Annotated in this window: 18 protein-coding genes and 1 pseudogene (1 of these 19 only partly in view); 11 read left to right on the plus strand and 8 right to left on the minus strand. The window is 40.8% G+C overall.

Features of this window, described 5'->3' with window-relative positions; genetic code table 11:
• A protein-coding gene (locus GSQ19_RS21490) for a glycoside hydrolase family 10-like protein (RefSeq protein ID WP_011319872.1) crosses the window boundary here: on the plus strand, window positions 1–747 show its 3' portion. Its footprint begins 546 nt before the window's first position; only the last 747 of its 1,293 coding nucleotides appear in the window; the start codon falls outside the window, past its left edge; it ends in the stop codon at window positions 745–747.
• 153 nt (window positions 748–900) lie between these two features.
• The gene (locus GSQ19_RS21495) at window positions 901–2,550 is read left to right on the plus strand and encodes an RluA family pseudouridine synthase (RefSeq protein WP_011319873.1); all 1,650 of its coding nucleotides are present in this window, start codon (window positions 901–903) and stop codon (window positions 2,548–2,550) included.
• 107 nt (window positions 2,551–2,657) lie between these two features.
• Here GSQ19_RS21495 and GSQ19_RS21500 read toward each other — a convergent pair whose 3' ends face one another.
• Entirely contained in the window at window positions 2,658–3,158 is a 501-nt protein-coding gene (locus GSQ19_RS21500; RefSeq protein ID WP_011319874.1) for an acyl-CoA thioesterase, read from the minus strand.
• A 119-nt stretch (window positions 3,159–3,277) separates the two neighbouring features.
• On the opposite strand from GSQ19_RS21500, the gene GSQ19_RS21505 reads away from it, so the two are divergent.
• Together GSQ19_RS21505 and GSQ19_RS21510 are read left to right on the plus strand one after the other, a co-directional pair.
• A complete protein-coding gene (locus GSQ19_RS21505; protein ID WP_041456255.1) occupies window positions 3,278–3,526 on the plus strand; it encodes a hypothetical protein in 249 nt (82 codons plus the stop codon).
• A 212-nt stretch (window positions 3,527–3,738) separates the two neighbouring features.
• Window positions 3,739–4,239, plus strand: a pseudogene (locus GSQ19_RS21510) (CHAT domain-containing protein); the annotation flags it as partial.
• Between the two features lie 256 nt (window positions 4,240–4,495).
• Here the strand turns inward: GSQ19_RS21510 and GSQ19_RS21515 are convergent.
• The 4 genes from GSQ19_RS21515 to GSQ19_RS21530 all read right to left on the minus strand — a co-directional run bounded on the left by GSQ19_RS21515 (window position 4,496) and on the right by GSQ19_RS21530 (window position 7,713).
• Window positions 4,496–4,840, minus strand: coding sequence for a DUF1815 family protein (locus GSQ19_RS21515; protein WP_010998217.1), 345 nt, complete (start codon window positions 4,838–4,840; stop codon window positions 4,496–4,498).
• Window positions 4,831–5,079 (minus strand): hypothetical protein, encoded by a 249-nt coding sequence (locus GSQ19_RS21520; RefSeq protein ID WP_011319877.1) that lies wholly within the window; start codon window positions 5,077–5,079, stop codon window positions 4,831–4,833. Before GSQ19_RS21520 ends, GSQ19_RS21515 begins: the two co-directional genes overlap by 10 nt.
• A gap of 736 nt (window positions 5,080–5,815) precedes the next feature.
• On the minus strand, window positions 5,816–6,031 hold the full coding sequence (locus tag GSQ19_RS21525) for a DUF2839 domain-containing protein (RefSeq protein ID WP_011319878.1): 216 nt from the start codon (window positions 6,029–6,031) through the stop codon (window positions 5,816–5,818).
• Between the two features lie 125 nt (window positions 6,032–6,156).
• A complete protein-coding gene (locus tag GSQ19_RS21530) occupies window positions 6,157–7,713 on the minus strand; it encodes a helicase C-terminal domain-containing protein (protein ID WP_011319879.1) in 1,557 nt (518 codons plus the stop codon).
• A gap of 148 nt (window positions 7,714–7,861) precedes the next feature.
• Between GSQ19_RS21530 and GSQ19_RS21535 the strand changes: the two genes are divergently transcribed.
• Together GSQ19_RS21535 and GSQ19_RS21540 are read left to right on the plus strand one after the other, a co-directional pair.
• Complete coding sequence (locus GSQ19_RS21535; RefSeq protein ID WP_011319880.1) at window positions 7,862–8,824, plus strand: M48 family metallopeptidase; 963 nt, start codon at window positions 7,862–7,864, stop codon at window positions 8,822–8,824.
• 248 nt (window positions 8,825–9,072) lie between these two features.
• Window positions 9,073–9,501, plus strand: a complete 429-nt coding sequence (locus GSQ19_RS21540; protein ID WP_011319881.1) for a hypothetical protein — start codon at window positions 9,073–9,075, stop codon at window positions 9,499–9,501.
• On the opposite strand, the gene GSQ19_RS30305 is transcribed toward GSQ19_RS21540, so the two are convergent.
• The 3 genes from GSQ19_RS30305 to GSQ19_RS21550 all read right to left on the minus strand — a co-directional run bounded on the left by GSQ19_RS30305 (window position 9,498) and on the right by GSQ19_RS21550 (window position 12,114).
• Window positions 9,498–9,629 carry a hypothetical protein gene (locus tag GSQ19_RS30305; protein WP_255449108.1) on the minus strand — a complete coding sequence of 44 codons (132 nt, stop codon included), beginning with the start codon at window positions 9,627–9,629 and terminating at the stop codon, window positions 9,498–9,500. The two genes, GSQ19_RS21540 and GSQ19_RS30305, sit on opposite strands and share 4 nt — an antisense overlap.
• 185 nt (window positions 9,630–9,814) lie before the next feature.
• Window positions 9,815–11,296 carry a calcium-binding protein gene (locus GSQ19_RS21545; RefSeq protein WP_011319882.1) on the minus strand — a complete coding sequence of 494 codons (1,482 nt, stop codon included), beginning with the start codon at window positions 11,294–11,296 and terminating at the stop codon, window positions 9,815–9,817.
• Window positions 11,297–11,556: 260 nt separating this feature from the next.
• Window positions 11,557–12,114 carry a Uma2 family endonuclease gene (locus GSQ19_RS21550; protein ID WP_011319883.1) on the minus strand — a complete coding sequence of 186 codons (558 nt, stop codon included), beginning with the start codon at window positions 12,112–12,114 and terminating at the stop codon, window positions 11,557–11,559.
• A 153-nt stretch (window positions 12,115–12,267) separates the two neighbouring features.
• Between GSQ19_RS21550 and lysS the strand changes: the two genes are divergently transcribed.
• From lysS to GSQ19_RS30080, 5 genes are all read left to right on the plus strand, one after another.
• Window positions 12,268–13,953 carry a lysine--tRNA ligase gene (gene lysS / locus GSQ19_RS21555; protein WP_011319884.1) on the plus strand — a complete coding sequence of 562 codons (1,686 nt, stop codon included), beginning with the start codon at window positions 12,268–12,270 and terminating at the stop codon, window positions 13,951–13,953.
• 207 nt (window positions 13,954–14,160) lie between these two features.
• Window positions 14,161–14,427, plus strand: a complete 267-nt coding sequence (locus GSQ19_RS21560; protein WP_011319885.1) for a hypothetical protein — start codon at window positions 14,161–14,163, stop codon at window positions 14,425–14,427.
• Window positions 14,424–14,660: a putative toxin-antitoxin system toxin component, PIN family gene (locus GSQ19_RS21565; protein WP_011319886.1), complete on the plus strand. Its 237-nt coding sequence runs from the start codon at window positions 14,424–14,426 to the stop codon at window positions 14,658–14,660. The genes GSQ19_RS21560 and GSQ19_RS21565 overlap by 4 nt, the downstream gene beginning before the upstream one ends.
• A gap of 70 nt (window positions 14,661–14,730) precedes the next feature.
• Entirely contained in the window at window positions 14,731–15,753 is a 1,023-nt protein-coding gene (locus GSQ19_RS21570; RefSeq protein WP_011317149.1) for an IS4-like element ISAva3 family transposase, read from the plus strand.
• A gap of 145 nt (window positions 15,754–15,898) precedes the next feature.
• Entirely contained in the window at window positions 15,899–16,036 is a 138-nt protein-coding gene (locus tag GSQ19_RS30080) for a hypothetical protein (protein WP_235622536.1), read from the plus strand.
• Window positions 16,037–16,095: the final 59 nt, after the last annotated feature.

Genomic DNA, 16,095 nt, shown 5'->3' on the forward strand with positions numbered 1-16,095 from the left:
CATCCAGAGTGGTTAACAAAAAAGCGTAATGGTGGACAAACTTCAATTAGTGCTGCTGGTGAGGTGGTGTGGCTTAATCCTTTCCACCCACAAGTACAACGTTTGATTACTGACCTTGTATTGGAAATTGTGACCAATTATGACGTTGATGGTATACAGTTCGATGATCACATGAGTTTGCCTCATGAATTTGGTTACGATAAATATACAATTTCTTTGTATACTAAAGAGACCAAAAATGCACCTCCAGCTAATCATCAAGATCCAGCATGGGTGCGCTGGCGTTCTGATAAGATTACAGCGTTTATGGTGAAGCTAAACCAAGCTGTAAAAGCGAGAAAACCTAAGATAATTTTCTCGGTAGCTCCCAATTATTACGATTTTGCCTACAAGTCTCAGCTACAAGATTGGCTTGCTTGGATACGTCTCAAGATTGTTGATGAGCTAATTGTGCAAGTATATCGTCCTAACCTACAAAGTTTTATTTCTACTATTTCTCGTCCAGAAATTCAAGAAGCACAAAAATTAATACCAACTGGCATTGGAATTATGACAGGATTACGCAATAATGCTGTTCCTATGTCACAAATTAAATCTCAAGTGCGGACTACGAGAGAACGGGGCTTGGGGGTAGCTTTTTTCTACTACCGTAGCCTTTGGGATTATAGCCAGGAAGATTTAGATGAGCGCCAAGCAGGATTCCAAGCTCTTTTCCCTAATTCTGCACTCCGTGCAAGAATTGAATAATATTGTTAGGGGAAGATTAAAACTATTAGGAAATTCCTTGATCATCAACTGGGATGAGGTTGGCGTAATAGATACCTAAGGGAGAGCCGATCGCCCCAGCACACCATAAAATATAAAATCATCATCTGCCAAGAGTCAGCTATATCTCCCATCATGCCTTTTACAGAGGTTCTACACCCGTTGTCAGATTTTATTGAATATGATTTGACCGATGATGACTTATCAGCTAACTATTGGTATGAAGGGTATTGTCTGCAATCTGGTGATTTATTAAGGCTGCCTCGTACTGCTTTAGTAGAGACGATCGCTCATAGTTTAATGCAATACCTTGCTAAGGATGAACGTTATTCCCGTGAAGGTAAAATGTATGGCATATTGCTAGTTGAAATACCCACGGGTGAAAGACGAGTACTTAAAGCTTTCTCTGGGTCGCTAAACGGACAAAATGTATTTGATGGCTGGGTTCCACCAATTCCGGGAAGAGAACAAGTTGCTATACAAGAGGAGCATACTTTAGCTGAGTTAGATGCTATTAAGCAGGAATTGATTACCCTCAAGCAACTACCACAAAGACAAGAGTACGAAACTCTTTCTAGAGAGTTTGAGCAGCAGTTGCAAGCAATGAGCGATCGCCATCGTTATCGCAAATCTCAACGACAACAACAACGTCAGCTAATAGACGAAACTATTTCACCAGCAACCCTCACTACTACTTTAGAACAGCTTGATGAAGAAAGTCGTCAGGATGGAATTGAACGACGGCGACTCAAGCAAGAACGAGACACAGTTCTGCAACCATTACAAGAAGCGATCGCCTCAGCAAATATTAAAATACAACACCTCAAGCAAAAGCGGAAAGCCCTATCTCGGCAATTACAGGTGCAAATGCACGCTGCTTACTCCCTGATGAATTTTTTAGGGCAATCTGTATCATTACAGCAATTGATGCCGAATGGCTTACCTACAGGAACGGGAGACTGTTGTGCGCCAAAACTCTTACACTATGCAGCCACGCATGGACTGAAACCTTTAGCAATGGCTGAATTTTGGTGGGGTTCATCCTGTCAAGATAAAATTCAGGGTGAGTTTTATGGCGCTTGCATGGAACGTTGTCAGCCGTTGATAGGATTTTTGTTGTCGGGTTTGAAACCTGACTCAAACTTTGACAAAGAACAAATTAATGTGATTTATGAGGACGAATGGCTGATTGCGGTGAACAAACCTGCGGGGTTGTTATCAGTTCCTGGTCGTTATTTTGATACCCAAGATAGCGTTCTTAGCCGTTTGCGCCGTTTGTTAACTCAGGAAACAATGCTTGCTGCTGTGCATCGCTTAGATCAAGATACCTCTGGTATTCTCTTACTGGCAAGAGACAGGCAAACTTATCGTCAACTTAGCCAGCAGTTTCAACAGCGACAAGTTCATAAGGTTTATGAAGCCATACTTGCCGGCGTTGTCAGCACAGAGACTGGGATAATTGATTTACCATTGTGGGGAGATCCAGAGAATCGACCTTATCAGCAAGTTGATTGGCAACGTGGTAAACCTAGCGTGACAAACTTTCGGGCGATCGCCAGGGAAGGAGATTACACCCGCGTAGAATTTGTACCACTCACCGGACGCACCCATCAATTAAGAGTTCATGCGTCAGATGTGCAAGGATTGGGGGTGGTAATTTTGGGCGATCGCTTTTATGGTTGCACTGCTAAAGCAAATCGATTACATTTGCACGCTAGAGAACTCTGCTTTCTGCATCCACACTCAGGAAAAATAATTCACTTACAAGTAAAGACACCATTTTAACTGAGTTGCTCTTTTTGTATTGGCAGGGAGGGTATGAGATAGAAATGTTTGACTCCACAAATATCAAGAGTGTACAACCTCTTGGATTCTCAATCCCCAATCCCCGATTAGTTATTGTGTAAGGCAGACACCTTTGCCAAAGCATCCTTGACGTTGCTGGGTAACTGACGCATGATCTTACCCCTATCTCTATCCAAGGCCACTAATGTCACTTTGGCAGTAACAAATAGTTGCCGTCCATCAGTGGAGACAATAGCGTAATCCCAGTTGATCCGGACACCAGTCACATCTATCATCCGCGCTTTTACCACCACCGCCATACCTAGCTGAACTGAACGATGATAGCGGATAGAAAGTTCTACTACAGGTAAGTCACAGCCTAAGGCAACTAAATCAGCAAACTCAATGCCAATAGAACGCAAACATTCTACTCTGGCTTCTTCCATCCAAGTTAAATAGGTACCATGCCAAACAATACCTGCATAGTCAGTATGGTGGGGATGAACTCTCACCGGATACTCAAACCAACTATCAAACTGACGTAATGATGAAACTTCGATGGCGTTGGTTGGTGGTAATTGGGATTGGTTTGATTGTTCGTCAGACATCTTCTTGTTTTTGAGCAACTTAAGTTTTTCCAAGTCTGGAATAACATAAAAAAGCGTCGCATTGTTGAATTTATTCAATTCATAAGGTTTAAACTCCTAGATAAAAGGAGTGCGTGGTTATGCAGTTTCATCTGCGTTATTTCAGTACTTTGGTTTCACCTATAATTTTTCTATTCAATTCTGGATTAGTACAATCACCAATTCAAGAGGTAAATTTATTTAATTACCGAGAAAAACATGAGATATTAGTTCAGAAAAATCAGCGATCGCCTACACTAGAACTTTCTATAGGAAAGGCAGGGCTTATCTCCGAGACACAACGCGAACAACTATCGCCAATTGAAACATTAAATAAAAAGCGTTGCTGATTGATGGGATGATTTTTATCTCACGCATACTGCTAAGGCGGAACCCTAAGGGTAGGTGCAAAGGCGCATTCGCCCTTGGCGTTCCCGTTCGCGTTAGCGTCTCCGAAGGAGAAGGGTAGAATCGACTTTCAGCTTTGTCGAGAAGTCTAAATTCATCCCGCAAATATGCAACGCCAAATAAACAAGCAATCCTCAATTCCCAACAAGACCAGCCGCAAGTTACAGTACCACAGATGGATGATTATACGATTGTCCATCTAGCAACTCATGCAGCCTTTGTGGTCGGTAAACCACAAGATTCATTTATTTTATTTGGTAATGGCGATCGCGTGAATCTGTCAGATATTGCCACATGGTCACTACCTCATGTAGATTTGGCAGTTTTGAGCGCCTGTGAATCTGCTTCAGGTGGTAAGTTGAGCGATGGTCAAGAAATTTTAGGCTTTGGTTATCAGATACAAAAAACCGGCGCAAAGGCAGCTATGGCCTCGCTTTGGGCTGTAGATGATGGTGGCACTCAAGCATTAATGAGTATGTTTTATCACAAATTATCTACAGGCAAAGTAACTAAAACCGTAGCTTTACGGCAAGCTCAAACAGCTTTAATTAGAGATATAGAGTCAACCAATCACATCATCCCTGTAGCCACCAAGGGTAACTTTCATCACCCCTACTACTGGGCATCTTTCATTTTGATTGGGAATGGCTTGTAGAATAATTCGTAATTCGTAAATTTACTTTAAGGTAGAGAATTGATGCTCCATTGTCCCTGTATGGAGGTTGTTTAATTACGAATTATTCGGGCTTCAGCACACAGTATAGAGTGCAGCAATTAGCTAAATTAATTACGCAAGAGTAAATATAGATAGCTAAGAATTGCCAGCCAAGTCTGAATCACTAAGTTTTTGGGTGAGATTTAATCAATTTTCAATGAAAAATTGACTATTAAAACTATATGTACAGAAATTTTTAACCTCGTTTTGCCAACGCCTTGTTCCCGGAACTAACTGGCGTAGGTTGCTTCACAAGATTTGCTAGTTCTTGTAACTGGTTAATTGCCTCTGCACCTTCCAATTTCATCAATTCGCGATCGTCTCGCATCTCTGTCCAAGTGATCCCATAGTCAGATACTAGGAATCGTATCAAATGATTATTACCCAAGCTGACCATGAACGAAGCACTGTTCATTTGGTCGCCGCAGGTATAACAAGAGGCAGGATATCCACGCCGTTCGAGTACAATTGCCAAGGCTTGGAGGTTCATTACCAAGTCTTGAACAAACTGCCGATGTTGATGAGCTAGTCTTAGAAACACTTTTGTCCTCCAGACACCACAGTCATTTTAGTCTCTTTTATATTTTCTTTAGATTCTCTCACCCATTGGTATTGTAAACTATCCATTACAATTACTAAGACATTTGTTGAAGTCGTTAATTGACTACCTTGCTCAGGGTAAGAGAAAACTCCACATCCTGCCGTATCAAACAATTCAGTTTGCAGAATCAACACATCAGACAGAGTTAAAAAAATTAATAATAAATTTACAAACTTCAATCTGATTTTGTGATTGTTAGCAGTGATGGCATCAAGATTAACTCAGATTTAACCTTAGTCAACTATAGAAAAATCACGGATTGCACTTTTATACTAAATGTGGTTCATTCGTGATTATTACAGTTTTTCAGCCTAGTTAATGTTCTCTACAGAGTTGTTATACAGTAAAATTACGGTTTTTCTTACTGCGGATTGTTACTAGATTTTGCTGCACCCAATTCAACCCCTCCTGGGTTTATAGAGTTAAATGGATGAGGGCGCAAGCTTTAGAGTGAAAATGAAGGCGTAATGGCCAAATATAGTAGGGGGGGTTGATTACACTTCAGGAAAAGATAACTACAGCCCGAATATCTATAGGCATAAGACCGAGCATAACTAAACTAAAGATAAGTGTGTTGCCATTTCGGCAGTATTTTTTTAGGCTCTAAACGTTAAAAAAAATTAAGTAGATCACAAATATCCCCTTTGCAGATAGAACAGATTTCCTTTAAGAATGTCGAGCCTCCTAAAACTCTGTAGCCAATCATATTCAAGACTAACAGTAAGTCACTCTAGCGAGAGTTATAGATACAGAACTTAAAAAGCAATAGAACTGGCTAAAGTGTGCCTGATCACTTGATCTCTTGTGGAACAGGACTATTTGCTGTGAGAGGGTGTAAGGGTTCAGGGGTGTGGCGATGTAGGGGTGTAAGGATTTTGGACACATACACCCTTTCCCGATCTTTTGACAGAAATTTTAGGCGGCTACTTGCCACCAACCAAAAGCCGGCCCGATAAAACGGATAGTTACCCAAGCAACAACCATTACACCGATTCCTACCCAAGCACCGCGAGTAGTCCAGCTAACGAATAGTTCAGCTTGAGATTTAGTGATGGGAACCCAAGATAAGATGCGGGTGTCTTGCCCGTACTGTTCTCCCATAGTTGTTTTACGACGTTTTGCTTCACCCATAGTTTAAGATTCACGATTTAGTCTAGGCTATAAATTTACTTTAATACTTATGGTCATTAGTTATTAGAGAGGTTGCACTGCAACATCTCTACATCAGTCAGCAGTCAACCTTCAATAGACTGATGCTAGGCTGAATTTTCTTCACCACTGGGGGCAAACAGGCTGGGATCGAGATAGTTAAGGCGTGCTAGAGGGCTGAGGACATTGAGGATTTGAGAACCATAACTACGGTTGACGACACGACTATCGAGTAAAGCGACAATGCCTTGATTTTCACGCACGGGGGCTACGGCTCTTTGTAGTTCATTTAAGGCAGTTGGTAATAAAAATAAACGAAACCAATCTTGATGCGATCGCTTATAGTGAGCTACTCTACCAGCCACTAGAGGGTGTTCTAAAGATGGTAAGGGTAAAGTTGCAATCACTAACAGTTGAGGCGCAGGTAAGACAGCCTGATGTTCTCGCCAAAATTCCCAACCACTCACCAAAATACCATTTTCATCTAGACAGGTTTTTTCTACCTGTACCCTCGAACCAAATTCTGAGGCTAAAATTGCTCCCACCTGTGCCTTTAATGGCACATCTCCTACAAGCAACACCGTCAATCCTGGTGCAGTAGCACTTAGACAGACTAAAGTCCGCACCTTGTGAATGAATGCGGCTTGAAACTCTGGTGTATTAGGTAGAGGTAACTTGTAAGGTATGTAGAGTTGAATTGCCTCTGATTGGCTATCAGAAGCGAATTTTAAGCAGGTTAAATCATCTAAACCTAGACGCTCTTGAAACAAAGGAGCCTCGGTTTCTGGCTCTAAGGCGCTGCCAATGAGGACTACTGGCTGTCGTTGCCAAATAGGTGCAAGAATTTCTCCTAATTCGATTGGTGCGTAATGTAATGAAAATAAACCTTGGCGACGGGCGATTGTTGCCCAGAAGAGGAGTGGAGAGGATGAGGGGGGATGATTTTGCTCGCTGGGTAATTGCTGCCAGAATTGCTGCCATACTTCTGGTACACCTGATGCTGATTCTAAAACCGTGTAGAGTTTGGTTAAAATATCAGTTTCTGACTGGGAGATTAAATAGCACTCATAGGGATTTGCTGGATGCTTGAACAGTTCACTGGTCAATTCAATTCTTGCAGCCCGGATTGTTTCAGCTTGTTCGGGGCAGGCTAGTATAAGTTGATCCCAGTCTTGGGGTTGAATATCTCTAGTCAGCTGATCACGTACCCAATCTTCTAAATCATCGACTCCATCAATTATGGTGGGTATACCTTGGGGGAAATTATCAGCAGATGTTAGCTGTCCTTTTAGCCAAGCTTCTGGGGAAGTTAGAAGTATTCCTTGGAACTCAGGGTTAGGCCAAACGTCACCTGTTCTGATTGGTTTATTGACTTGTAGCCACTGCTGTAAACGAGGAATTTCGACTCGCAGTAGTAGTTGTTGCACTGTTTCTGTGGCAACAATAATTACAGGGCCATGCCACATCAGAGCGGAGGCAATAAAACTTGTGCGATACCGTCCTTGATAGCCACAAACAGCCCCTACTTGAATTAAGGCGCTACGTCCCAGACGCAAGGCGCGTGCTACCAACCTTGCCATCGTTAAATGATGGGGCCAGGAAGGGAAACCCGCCTGCGATCGCAAAAAGTTATGTAATGACAAATGAACTTCTGCTTCAATCACACGCTTTCCATCCCATACAAAATGACTTTAATTGCCAATAGCCCCATTTCTATTATCTCTTTTGTCAGTTGTTAATTGTCAGTTGTCAGTTGCATTCATACTGGCCACTAACTACTGACTACTGACCACTAACCCATTACCCTGAATTATGCCAACTTACACAGGAATTTCCAGCGAAGCCTTCAGACATCCACTGGATCGCCAAGCCGAGCAAGCTTTGCGAAATTTACCAGGATTTGATTTGATTGCTCGTAAATTTGTGGAATTTGTCTACGAACGCCCTCAGCTAGTCTATCTAATGGGCAACACCATCCAAGTAGGGCCTCGGCAATATTCCACTATTTACCAGATGTTTCGGGAGTGTGTGCGGGATTTGGATATTTATCCAGAACCTACACTGTTTGTTTCACAAAATCCTCAGGCAAATAGCTACGCATTAGGTCAAGAGAATCCTTACATAGTCATAAACACAGGGATACTAGACTTACTCAACGAAGCCGAAATTAGGGCGGTGTTAGCCCATGAACTGGGGCATATTAAATGTGGTCATACTATTCTAATTCAAATGGCGATGTGGGCGATGAGTGCGGCTTCTGCCTTAGGAGAATTAACCTTTGGCATTGGTAATTTTGTCTCTCAAGCCTTAATTTATGCGTTTTTTGAATGGCGGCGCAAGGCTGAGTTAACGGCAGATAGAGCCGCCCTGTTGGTGGTTGATGACCTAAATACTGTTTTATCGTCAATGATGAAGATTTCTGGCGGTAGCAGTAAATATGCCAATGAATGCAGTTTGCAAGAATTTATTAAGCAGTCCGAAAATTATCAGGCGTTAGATGAGGATGGGCTAAATCAAGTGTATAAATTCTTAATGTACAACGGCGCTCAAGGCATGATGTTAAGCCATCCGTTCGCTGTAGAAAGAGTCCAATACCTACAACAATGGGCAGTATCCTCAGAATATCAACAAATTCGCCAAGGTAATTATCAGCGATCGCCTGCCTCTGGTTCTGTAGACGTGAAAGCCTCTACCACCACAGCCGAAGCCGAAAGATTACGCCGCCAAATTGAAGAATTACAACAAGAAATTAACAAAATGAAACGGTCTGAATAATGGCGATGGGTGATGGGTAATTGGTAATTGGCTATATATGCTAGTTCCCAGTCCCCAGTCCCCAATCCCTGATTTCATAAAACAGTCATCTAAGAGACTCCGTTGTTTCCCTGTTAGGTGTAGCCTCAGCATGAGAGCGATCATTTTAGATAAATCATCCCTTGGAGAGTGGGAGAATCTCAAATGTAAACCTTGACACCTGCACAACAGGCAACAAATAACCCAATTCCGTCTGGAAACTGCTGATTATGGCAATTAACTTTCCAAAGTGGCTAGCTGTATTAGCCACTATTCTTGCCCTGCTTGTACTTATGCCCGTAACTACCTCGGCAGCAACATTTGGATTTCATACTCCCTCTAAAGCAATTTATGCCTCTGCTGCTAGTTTAGTTACCACCTACCCTTCTTTTGCTGATTTGGATTTAACTCCTTTGCAGCGCCAACGACTCCAATCTGTGCTGCAACGCAGAAATAAAGAAATCCAGGCAGTGTTGGGCATATCACAACGTGATACCCTGAGGCATCAAATACATTCTGGTCATAGCTTCAATCAAGCCTTGCTTTCCCTGGAACTGCAACCAGAACAGCAACACCTGATTAAAGCTATAGAACAATTGACAAGTCTGAAACTGAAAGCGCTTTTAGTTAAATATTCAGTACCAAGCGTTAGTAATTAAAGTCTGTCTGCCTCTTTTGGGAAAATAGCGATCGCTTGCTGGGATATGATGGGGCGATCGCTTTTTATTTCACTATTTTTGCAGCAAGTCCCAAATGAGGAAGCAAAATTTAAGAAACGTAAGTACATTAAGAATTATGGTAAAAACTATGACAACAAACAGAAACAAGTAAAGCCAGAAGTCCAAATCAAGTCAATACTTCTCGGTTAAGAACATAGTGTGGTTTTCCACCTCTAATTAACGTGAGTCTCCGACGGAGACTCACGTTAATTACGAATTAGTAATGATGGCAATTCTTTTGTCTATTGTCTTTCTAGACAAAGTGGATGTCGCTGACGCTGTAGCTAGTGGAAAAGATGGAAATGATATCAAAACGAGCAAATATAGAAGAGGATGTCAAATCACTCTGACTAGAAGCATCGTAGACACTATTGCCTTTCACAATCTGATTTGCAGTCGCAACTAACAGAGAATCATCGAAGGCTTTGCTGCTGTCTAATAGGAATGGACTGGCGATCGCAATATAATTACTGCCGAAGATATAACCGTCTAGCTTTTTGAGTTGGATTTGATCCTGACCAGTTTGAAAATCAGTAATCAAGGCAAAGTCATTCAAACCAGCAAAACCGCCACCGCCTACATAGTAAGGATTTTTCGCATCTCCTAAGACGAATTTATCAGGATCTGCTCCTCCGGTTAGGGTATCTACTTCATTAATACCTGGTTGGAGACTGTTAGGATCAACGCCGATGATGGTATCTTTACCACCAAGACCAGAGATTTGATCATTGCCTCTACCACCAATCAATAAGTTACTTTGGTTATTACCAACTATGGTGTCAGCTTGGGAAGTACCAGTGACGTTAACAAAGTTTTGAACGTTAAAGTTCAGTGTGCCTAAGACTGGAACACCGTTAACGATGAGACTATTAGTAGAGAGATTGACGTTAAATGATGTGGTTGTACTGGTACCGGTAGAACCGTCAATGGTGTTGGCTTGACGCGTTGCACCGATGATAGTTTCAATGTTGAGGATTTGATCTATACCTGCTACACCTTTATTGACAATACCAGTTGCTTGTAAGGCGATCGCAGTGCCTAAATTACTATAGTCGGCTGTATCAAGGTCAGTACCACCATCAAGGGTGTCATTACCAGTACCGCCGATCAGGACATCATTACCACCCTCGCCTTGTACGATATCGTTACCATCACCTAATCGGGAAGTCGCAAGATTATTTCTACTCCCTCCACCTATTACATCATCACCAGCACCACCTTGTACGGTGTCATTACCGTTGAATCCAAAAATTTCGTCGTTACCTTGACCACCAATTAGCAGGTTATTGTTGTCATCACCAATAATGCTATCGTTTTGTGTAGTACCGATAACATTTACAAACCTCTGCACTGTAAAATTCAATGTGCCAATGGTGGGAACTCCATTCACTATCAGACTGTTAGCGGAAAGATTAACGCTAACAGATGTAGTAGAACCTGTGGTGGTGGAAGTATCTATTGTATTGGCTTGTCCTTTCGCACCAATAATAGTTTCAATCCCATTGAGTGTGTCTGTTCCGGCTCTGCCTTTTTGAACAATACCTGTTGCTTGTAAAGTAACAGCTTGACCTAATTCACTGTAGTCAACAGTATCAATTCCTGTATCACCAACTATTAAATCATTTCCAAAACTACCAATGATTTGATCATTTCCTTGTAAGGCAATTATTAGATCATCAACCGCAGTACCAACGAGCAGATCATTAAATGGTGTGCCGATAATGGTGTTATACACGTCGCTATTTTTCCTTTAAATTCAGTTGAGAAATGCAAATATTTGTAAATCTTCTTTAAAATATCAGAATTAGGTTAACAATTTGATACGGTTTCATTAAAAATAAAACCCTGCAACAGAGTTTTTCTGATGTTCAATACTTTTGCATAGATATATCCATATATCAGCCTGAAATCTTTGTCTTAGCTAGGAAGTTAGCTGTTAGGTTCAGCAAAGAGAAAGTGGGCTTTATTCCCGATAATTAAATTTTGTTGCCGAACTCATGGAAACAGTTGACTAATTTGGATGTCTATTTTTGGAAAAGCAACCAAAGATAACGTTGCATTCTCCTCTAAAATAAATTCTTGGGTGTAAGCCTCCCCATTTGGTTCGCGGAAAACATAAACCTGAAATTTATTGACATCTAAAATCCAGTATTCACTAATGCCACCTTGGGCATAGAGAGGTGCTTTTTGTTTACGATCTGTCTCTAGGGTTGTATCTGCCACCTCAATTAATAAAAATACTTCATCAGCTGTAGGATGGTGGTCAATGTATTTACGCGGCTCGATGCGAACAGTGGCAATATCTGGCTCAGGTTCAGAGTATTGGCTTAACTGCACGGGATCTTGTACACGAACTAAGGCAACTCCCGCCAACAGCCGCTTGAGATAATCAGAAGCACACAGAGTTATGGCTGCATGGGGAGGATTTTTCGCACTCATCGGAATTACTTGCCCAGCAATCAGTTCTACTCGTTCATCAGGGGCAATAATACCGGCCGCTAACATCCGGTGATATTCTTCTACGTTCCACAAGCGGACTTTGGTTTGCGTCATAGTGCCTTGATTTTAGTTTAATTGTAGCGATCGCATCAATTCCAAATCCCCACCTCCACAAATCATAAGAATTTTTCCCTAATTCCCAATCCCTACTCTCTAATCCCTAATCCCTATTTATAATTAATCTTGCCCTCTGAATAGTTCGTTACCATGTCGGAAGAAGATATCCGTGCCGCTAGGCTGGAGAAAGTAGAACAACTCAAGCAGCTAGGAACTAACCCCTACGCTTACCGTTGGGAGTCTACCCATCACGCCGCCCAATTGCAAGAAAAATTTGCTGATTTAACCAGTGGTGAAGAAGTCGATACAGAAGTTGCCATTGCCGGACGCATTATGGCGCGTCGCGTTTTCGGTAAATTGGCTTTCTTCACCTTGGAAGATGAAACAGGCACTATTCAGCTTTATTTAGAGAAAAATCGTATCCAAGAAAGCATGGCAGAAACTGATGCCGATGCTTTTAATCATCTCAAACAACTCACAGATGTAGGAGATATTCTGGGAGCCAAGGGAACCATAAAACGGACTGAAAAGGGCGAGTTATCGATTTACGTCAAAGAATATACCATCCTCACCAAATCCCTACTGCCGCTACCCGACAAGTGGCATGGGTTAACGGATGTTGCCAAGCGCTACCGTCAACGCTACGTTGATTTAATTGTTAACCCCGAAGTCCGCCAAACTTTCCGCCGTCGCGCCCAAATTACGGCTGGGATTCGCCGCTATTTGGAACAAAGGGATTTTCTAGAGATTGAAACCCCAGTTTTGCAAAGTGAAACTGGTGGTGCTGATGCGCGTCCCTTCATCACTTACCACAACACCTTAGAAATGGAGTTGTATCTGCGGATTGCCACAGAACTCCACCTCAAACGGTTGATTGTCGGTGGTTTTGAAAAAGTATTTGAGTTGGGGCGCGTTTTCCGCAATGAGGGAATTTCTACCAGACACAACCCTGAATTTACCTCAATTGAAATTTACCAAGCCTACGCCGACTACAACGATATGATGGCGCTAACAGAAGGTATTATCACCACTGTTGCCCAAGATGTACTCGGTACGCTGCAAATTACCTACCAAGGCGAAACGGTAGATTTGACACCACCTTGGCGACGGGTGACAATGCACGATTTAGTGAAAGAATATACGGGCTTGGATTTCCATTCTTTCCAAACACTAGAAGAAGCGAAATCAGCAAGTAAAAATGCTGGAATTCCTGGTGTAGATGAAGCCCAAACTATAGGAAAAATCCTGAATTTAGCATTTGAAGAAAAGGTAGAAGCTAACTTAATTCAGCCGACCTTTGTCATTGATTATCCTGTAGAAATTTCGCCATTAGCTAAACCTCACCGTTCTCAACCTGGGTTAGTAGAAAGATTTGAATTATTCATAGTCGGGCGGGAGACTGCGAATAGTTTCTCAGAATTAACAGACCCCATCGACCAAAGAGAACGTTTGGAAGCCCAAGCAGCCAAAAAAGCCGCCGGTGACTTAGAAGCCCAAGGTGTAGATGAAGATTTCTTAACTGCGTTGGAATATGGTATGCCACCCACAGGCGGTTTAGGTATTGGGATTGATCGGTTAGTCATGTTATTAACTGATTCTGCCAGCATTCGAGATGTAATTGCTTTCCCTCTACTCAAACCCGAAGGCAGCTTTATTAAGGAATATCGCTATGAGTCAACAACTCAAACACTGACTATGGAGTTTGATAGTGGAAGTGTTTACGAATATTTCAAAGTACCGCTTACTGTCAAGGAAGAATTAGATAATGCACCGTCTAAGGGTCAATATTTCCATAAGTTTATTAAAGGGAAATTCAAGTATGAACAATTGAGTTGATGGAATAAGTAGAAAATAAAATTTCAAGGGTGATTTAGGTAAAATACTAAATCACCCTATTTTTATTAATTTGGTCAGGCGATCGCTATCCTAGTTTTTTGCAATCACTCATCCAATCGAGACATTTCTACTAATAGCACTTCCTAGCGGTATCTGGTGATATGAGGGATAAAAAGATAAAATCTATAAAACTGGTAAATTTAAACTATGAATACAAATATTGTTGCTAAAGTGACGGCTGAAGGCAAACTCGAAATCCCGCCAGAGGTGTTGGCTAAACTCCAGCCTTTGACAGAATATGAAGTTTTGGTTACAGAAGATGAAATTGTGTTCAAAAAAATGAGTAACCAATTGACTTGGACAGAATTATCAGAAAAAATCGCAACGTTAGGAGTAGATGCTGATGAACCTACTCTGCAAGAAATTAGTGAGATGGTCAAAGAAATGCGACGGGAACGACGCTCTAAAAAATGAGAGTTGTCTTAGACGTTAATGTTTGGGTTTCTGGTTTACTTTGGCGTGGTGTCCCAGGTAAAATTTTTGATTTAGCAGCAGCAAATAAAATCACCATTTATACTTCTGAGCCTATCCTTGCAGATGTTGAAGAAATACTTGTGCGTAAGAAGTTTCAGGCAAGGATAAATACTTTAAATACAAGTGTAAAAGAGTTGCTTTCTATAATAAAACACAGAAGTGTTGAATATTAAGAAAAAGATGAGAAAAATAGCCCAAGATATGTTAATTTTGGGCTAGGTATTACAATATTTTGATTTCACAGTGATTATAAATTCATTTCCCAAAATTGTCAAAGATATCCTGAAAGGATTGCCAAAAAATGATTATCCAGTATTGAACAGTCGTCTGTTTTTTGAGTTCTGGCTATCTTACGTCTTGGATAATAGCTTAACAAGTATGCGAGGTTTATTTGCCAGGCTAAATAATACAGGATTTGAGTTAGATATTTCTACTTTTTCTAAAGCAAATTTGCATCGAAGCCAAAAACCCTTTCAAGAAATTTACCAAAAACTAAATAAATTAGTCCAAAATAAAGCTGAGAATAAACTCCATAATAAATATGCAATATGCCCGATTGATTCCACAGTTATTACATTAACTAGTAAGTTATTATGGGTGCTGGGTCATCATCAGGTAAAACTTTTTAGTTCTCTAAATTTAGCTACTGGAAGCCCAGAGGATAACTTGATCAACTTTGGACATGACCATGATTATAAGTTTGGTTCAAAAATGATAGCTAATTTACCAACAAATGCTGTTGGGGTAATGGATAGGGGCTTTGCCGGATTAAAGTTTATTCAAGAACTAGTACAAGAAAACAAATATTTTGTTCTGCGGATAAAAAACAACTGGAAACTAGAATTTGAAGAGTCAAGCGGATTAATTAAAGTTGGTGCATCTGATGATGCCCAAGCCTATAGAGTAATTAATTTTTGTGATTTAGAAACAAAAACTGAATTTCGGTTAGTAACTAATTTACCAGCAGATGGAGAGGCTACTGTTAGTGATGATGATATTAGGGATATTTATCTATTACGTTGGGGAGTTGAATTGTTGTGGAAATTTTTAAAGATGCACTTAAAACTTGACAAATTAATTACTAAAAATGTTAATGGTATCACCATACAAATCTACGTTAGCTTGATAGCATATCTGATTTTACAGCTTGTATCTATTCCCGAACAATGGGGACATACACTATTAGATAAATTCCGCTATTTACAATCCTGTATGTGTCAGAAAATCAGTTATGTTCATTGGTTTGAAGAGATGATGTTATGTTGAATATTTTGGGCTTAATAGAGTTAATGTAACTAACTATGTAAAGTTTTGTATCAGCTTTCAACATTTTTGAATAAAACAGTTATCAAATTCATGTATTATCACTTCTATTGAAGTTTCCCAACTGCGAGATCCAGATGATGCGGTCATACTCGCAACTGCTTTATCTGCTAATGCTCAAGTAATTGTTACTGGTGATTTAGATTTACTAGTGTTGATAGAATTTAATGAAGTTCCAATTTTAACACCGCAGATTTTTCTCAGTCGCTACTTCTCAGATGAATAACTATTCACAAAAACAAAATAAGGTGCGTTATGGTTTTGCCAAACCCACCTTATTTCTCA

Source organism: Trichormus variabilis 0441 (assembly GCF_009856605.1).
Lineage (GTDB): Bacteria > Cyanobacteriota > Cyanobacteriia > Cyanobacteriales > Nostocaceae > Trichormus > Trichormus variabilis.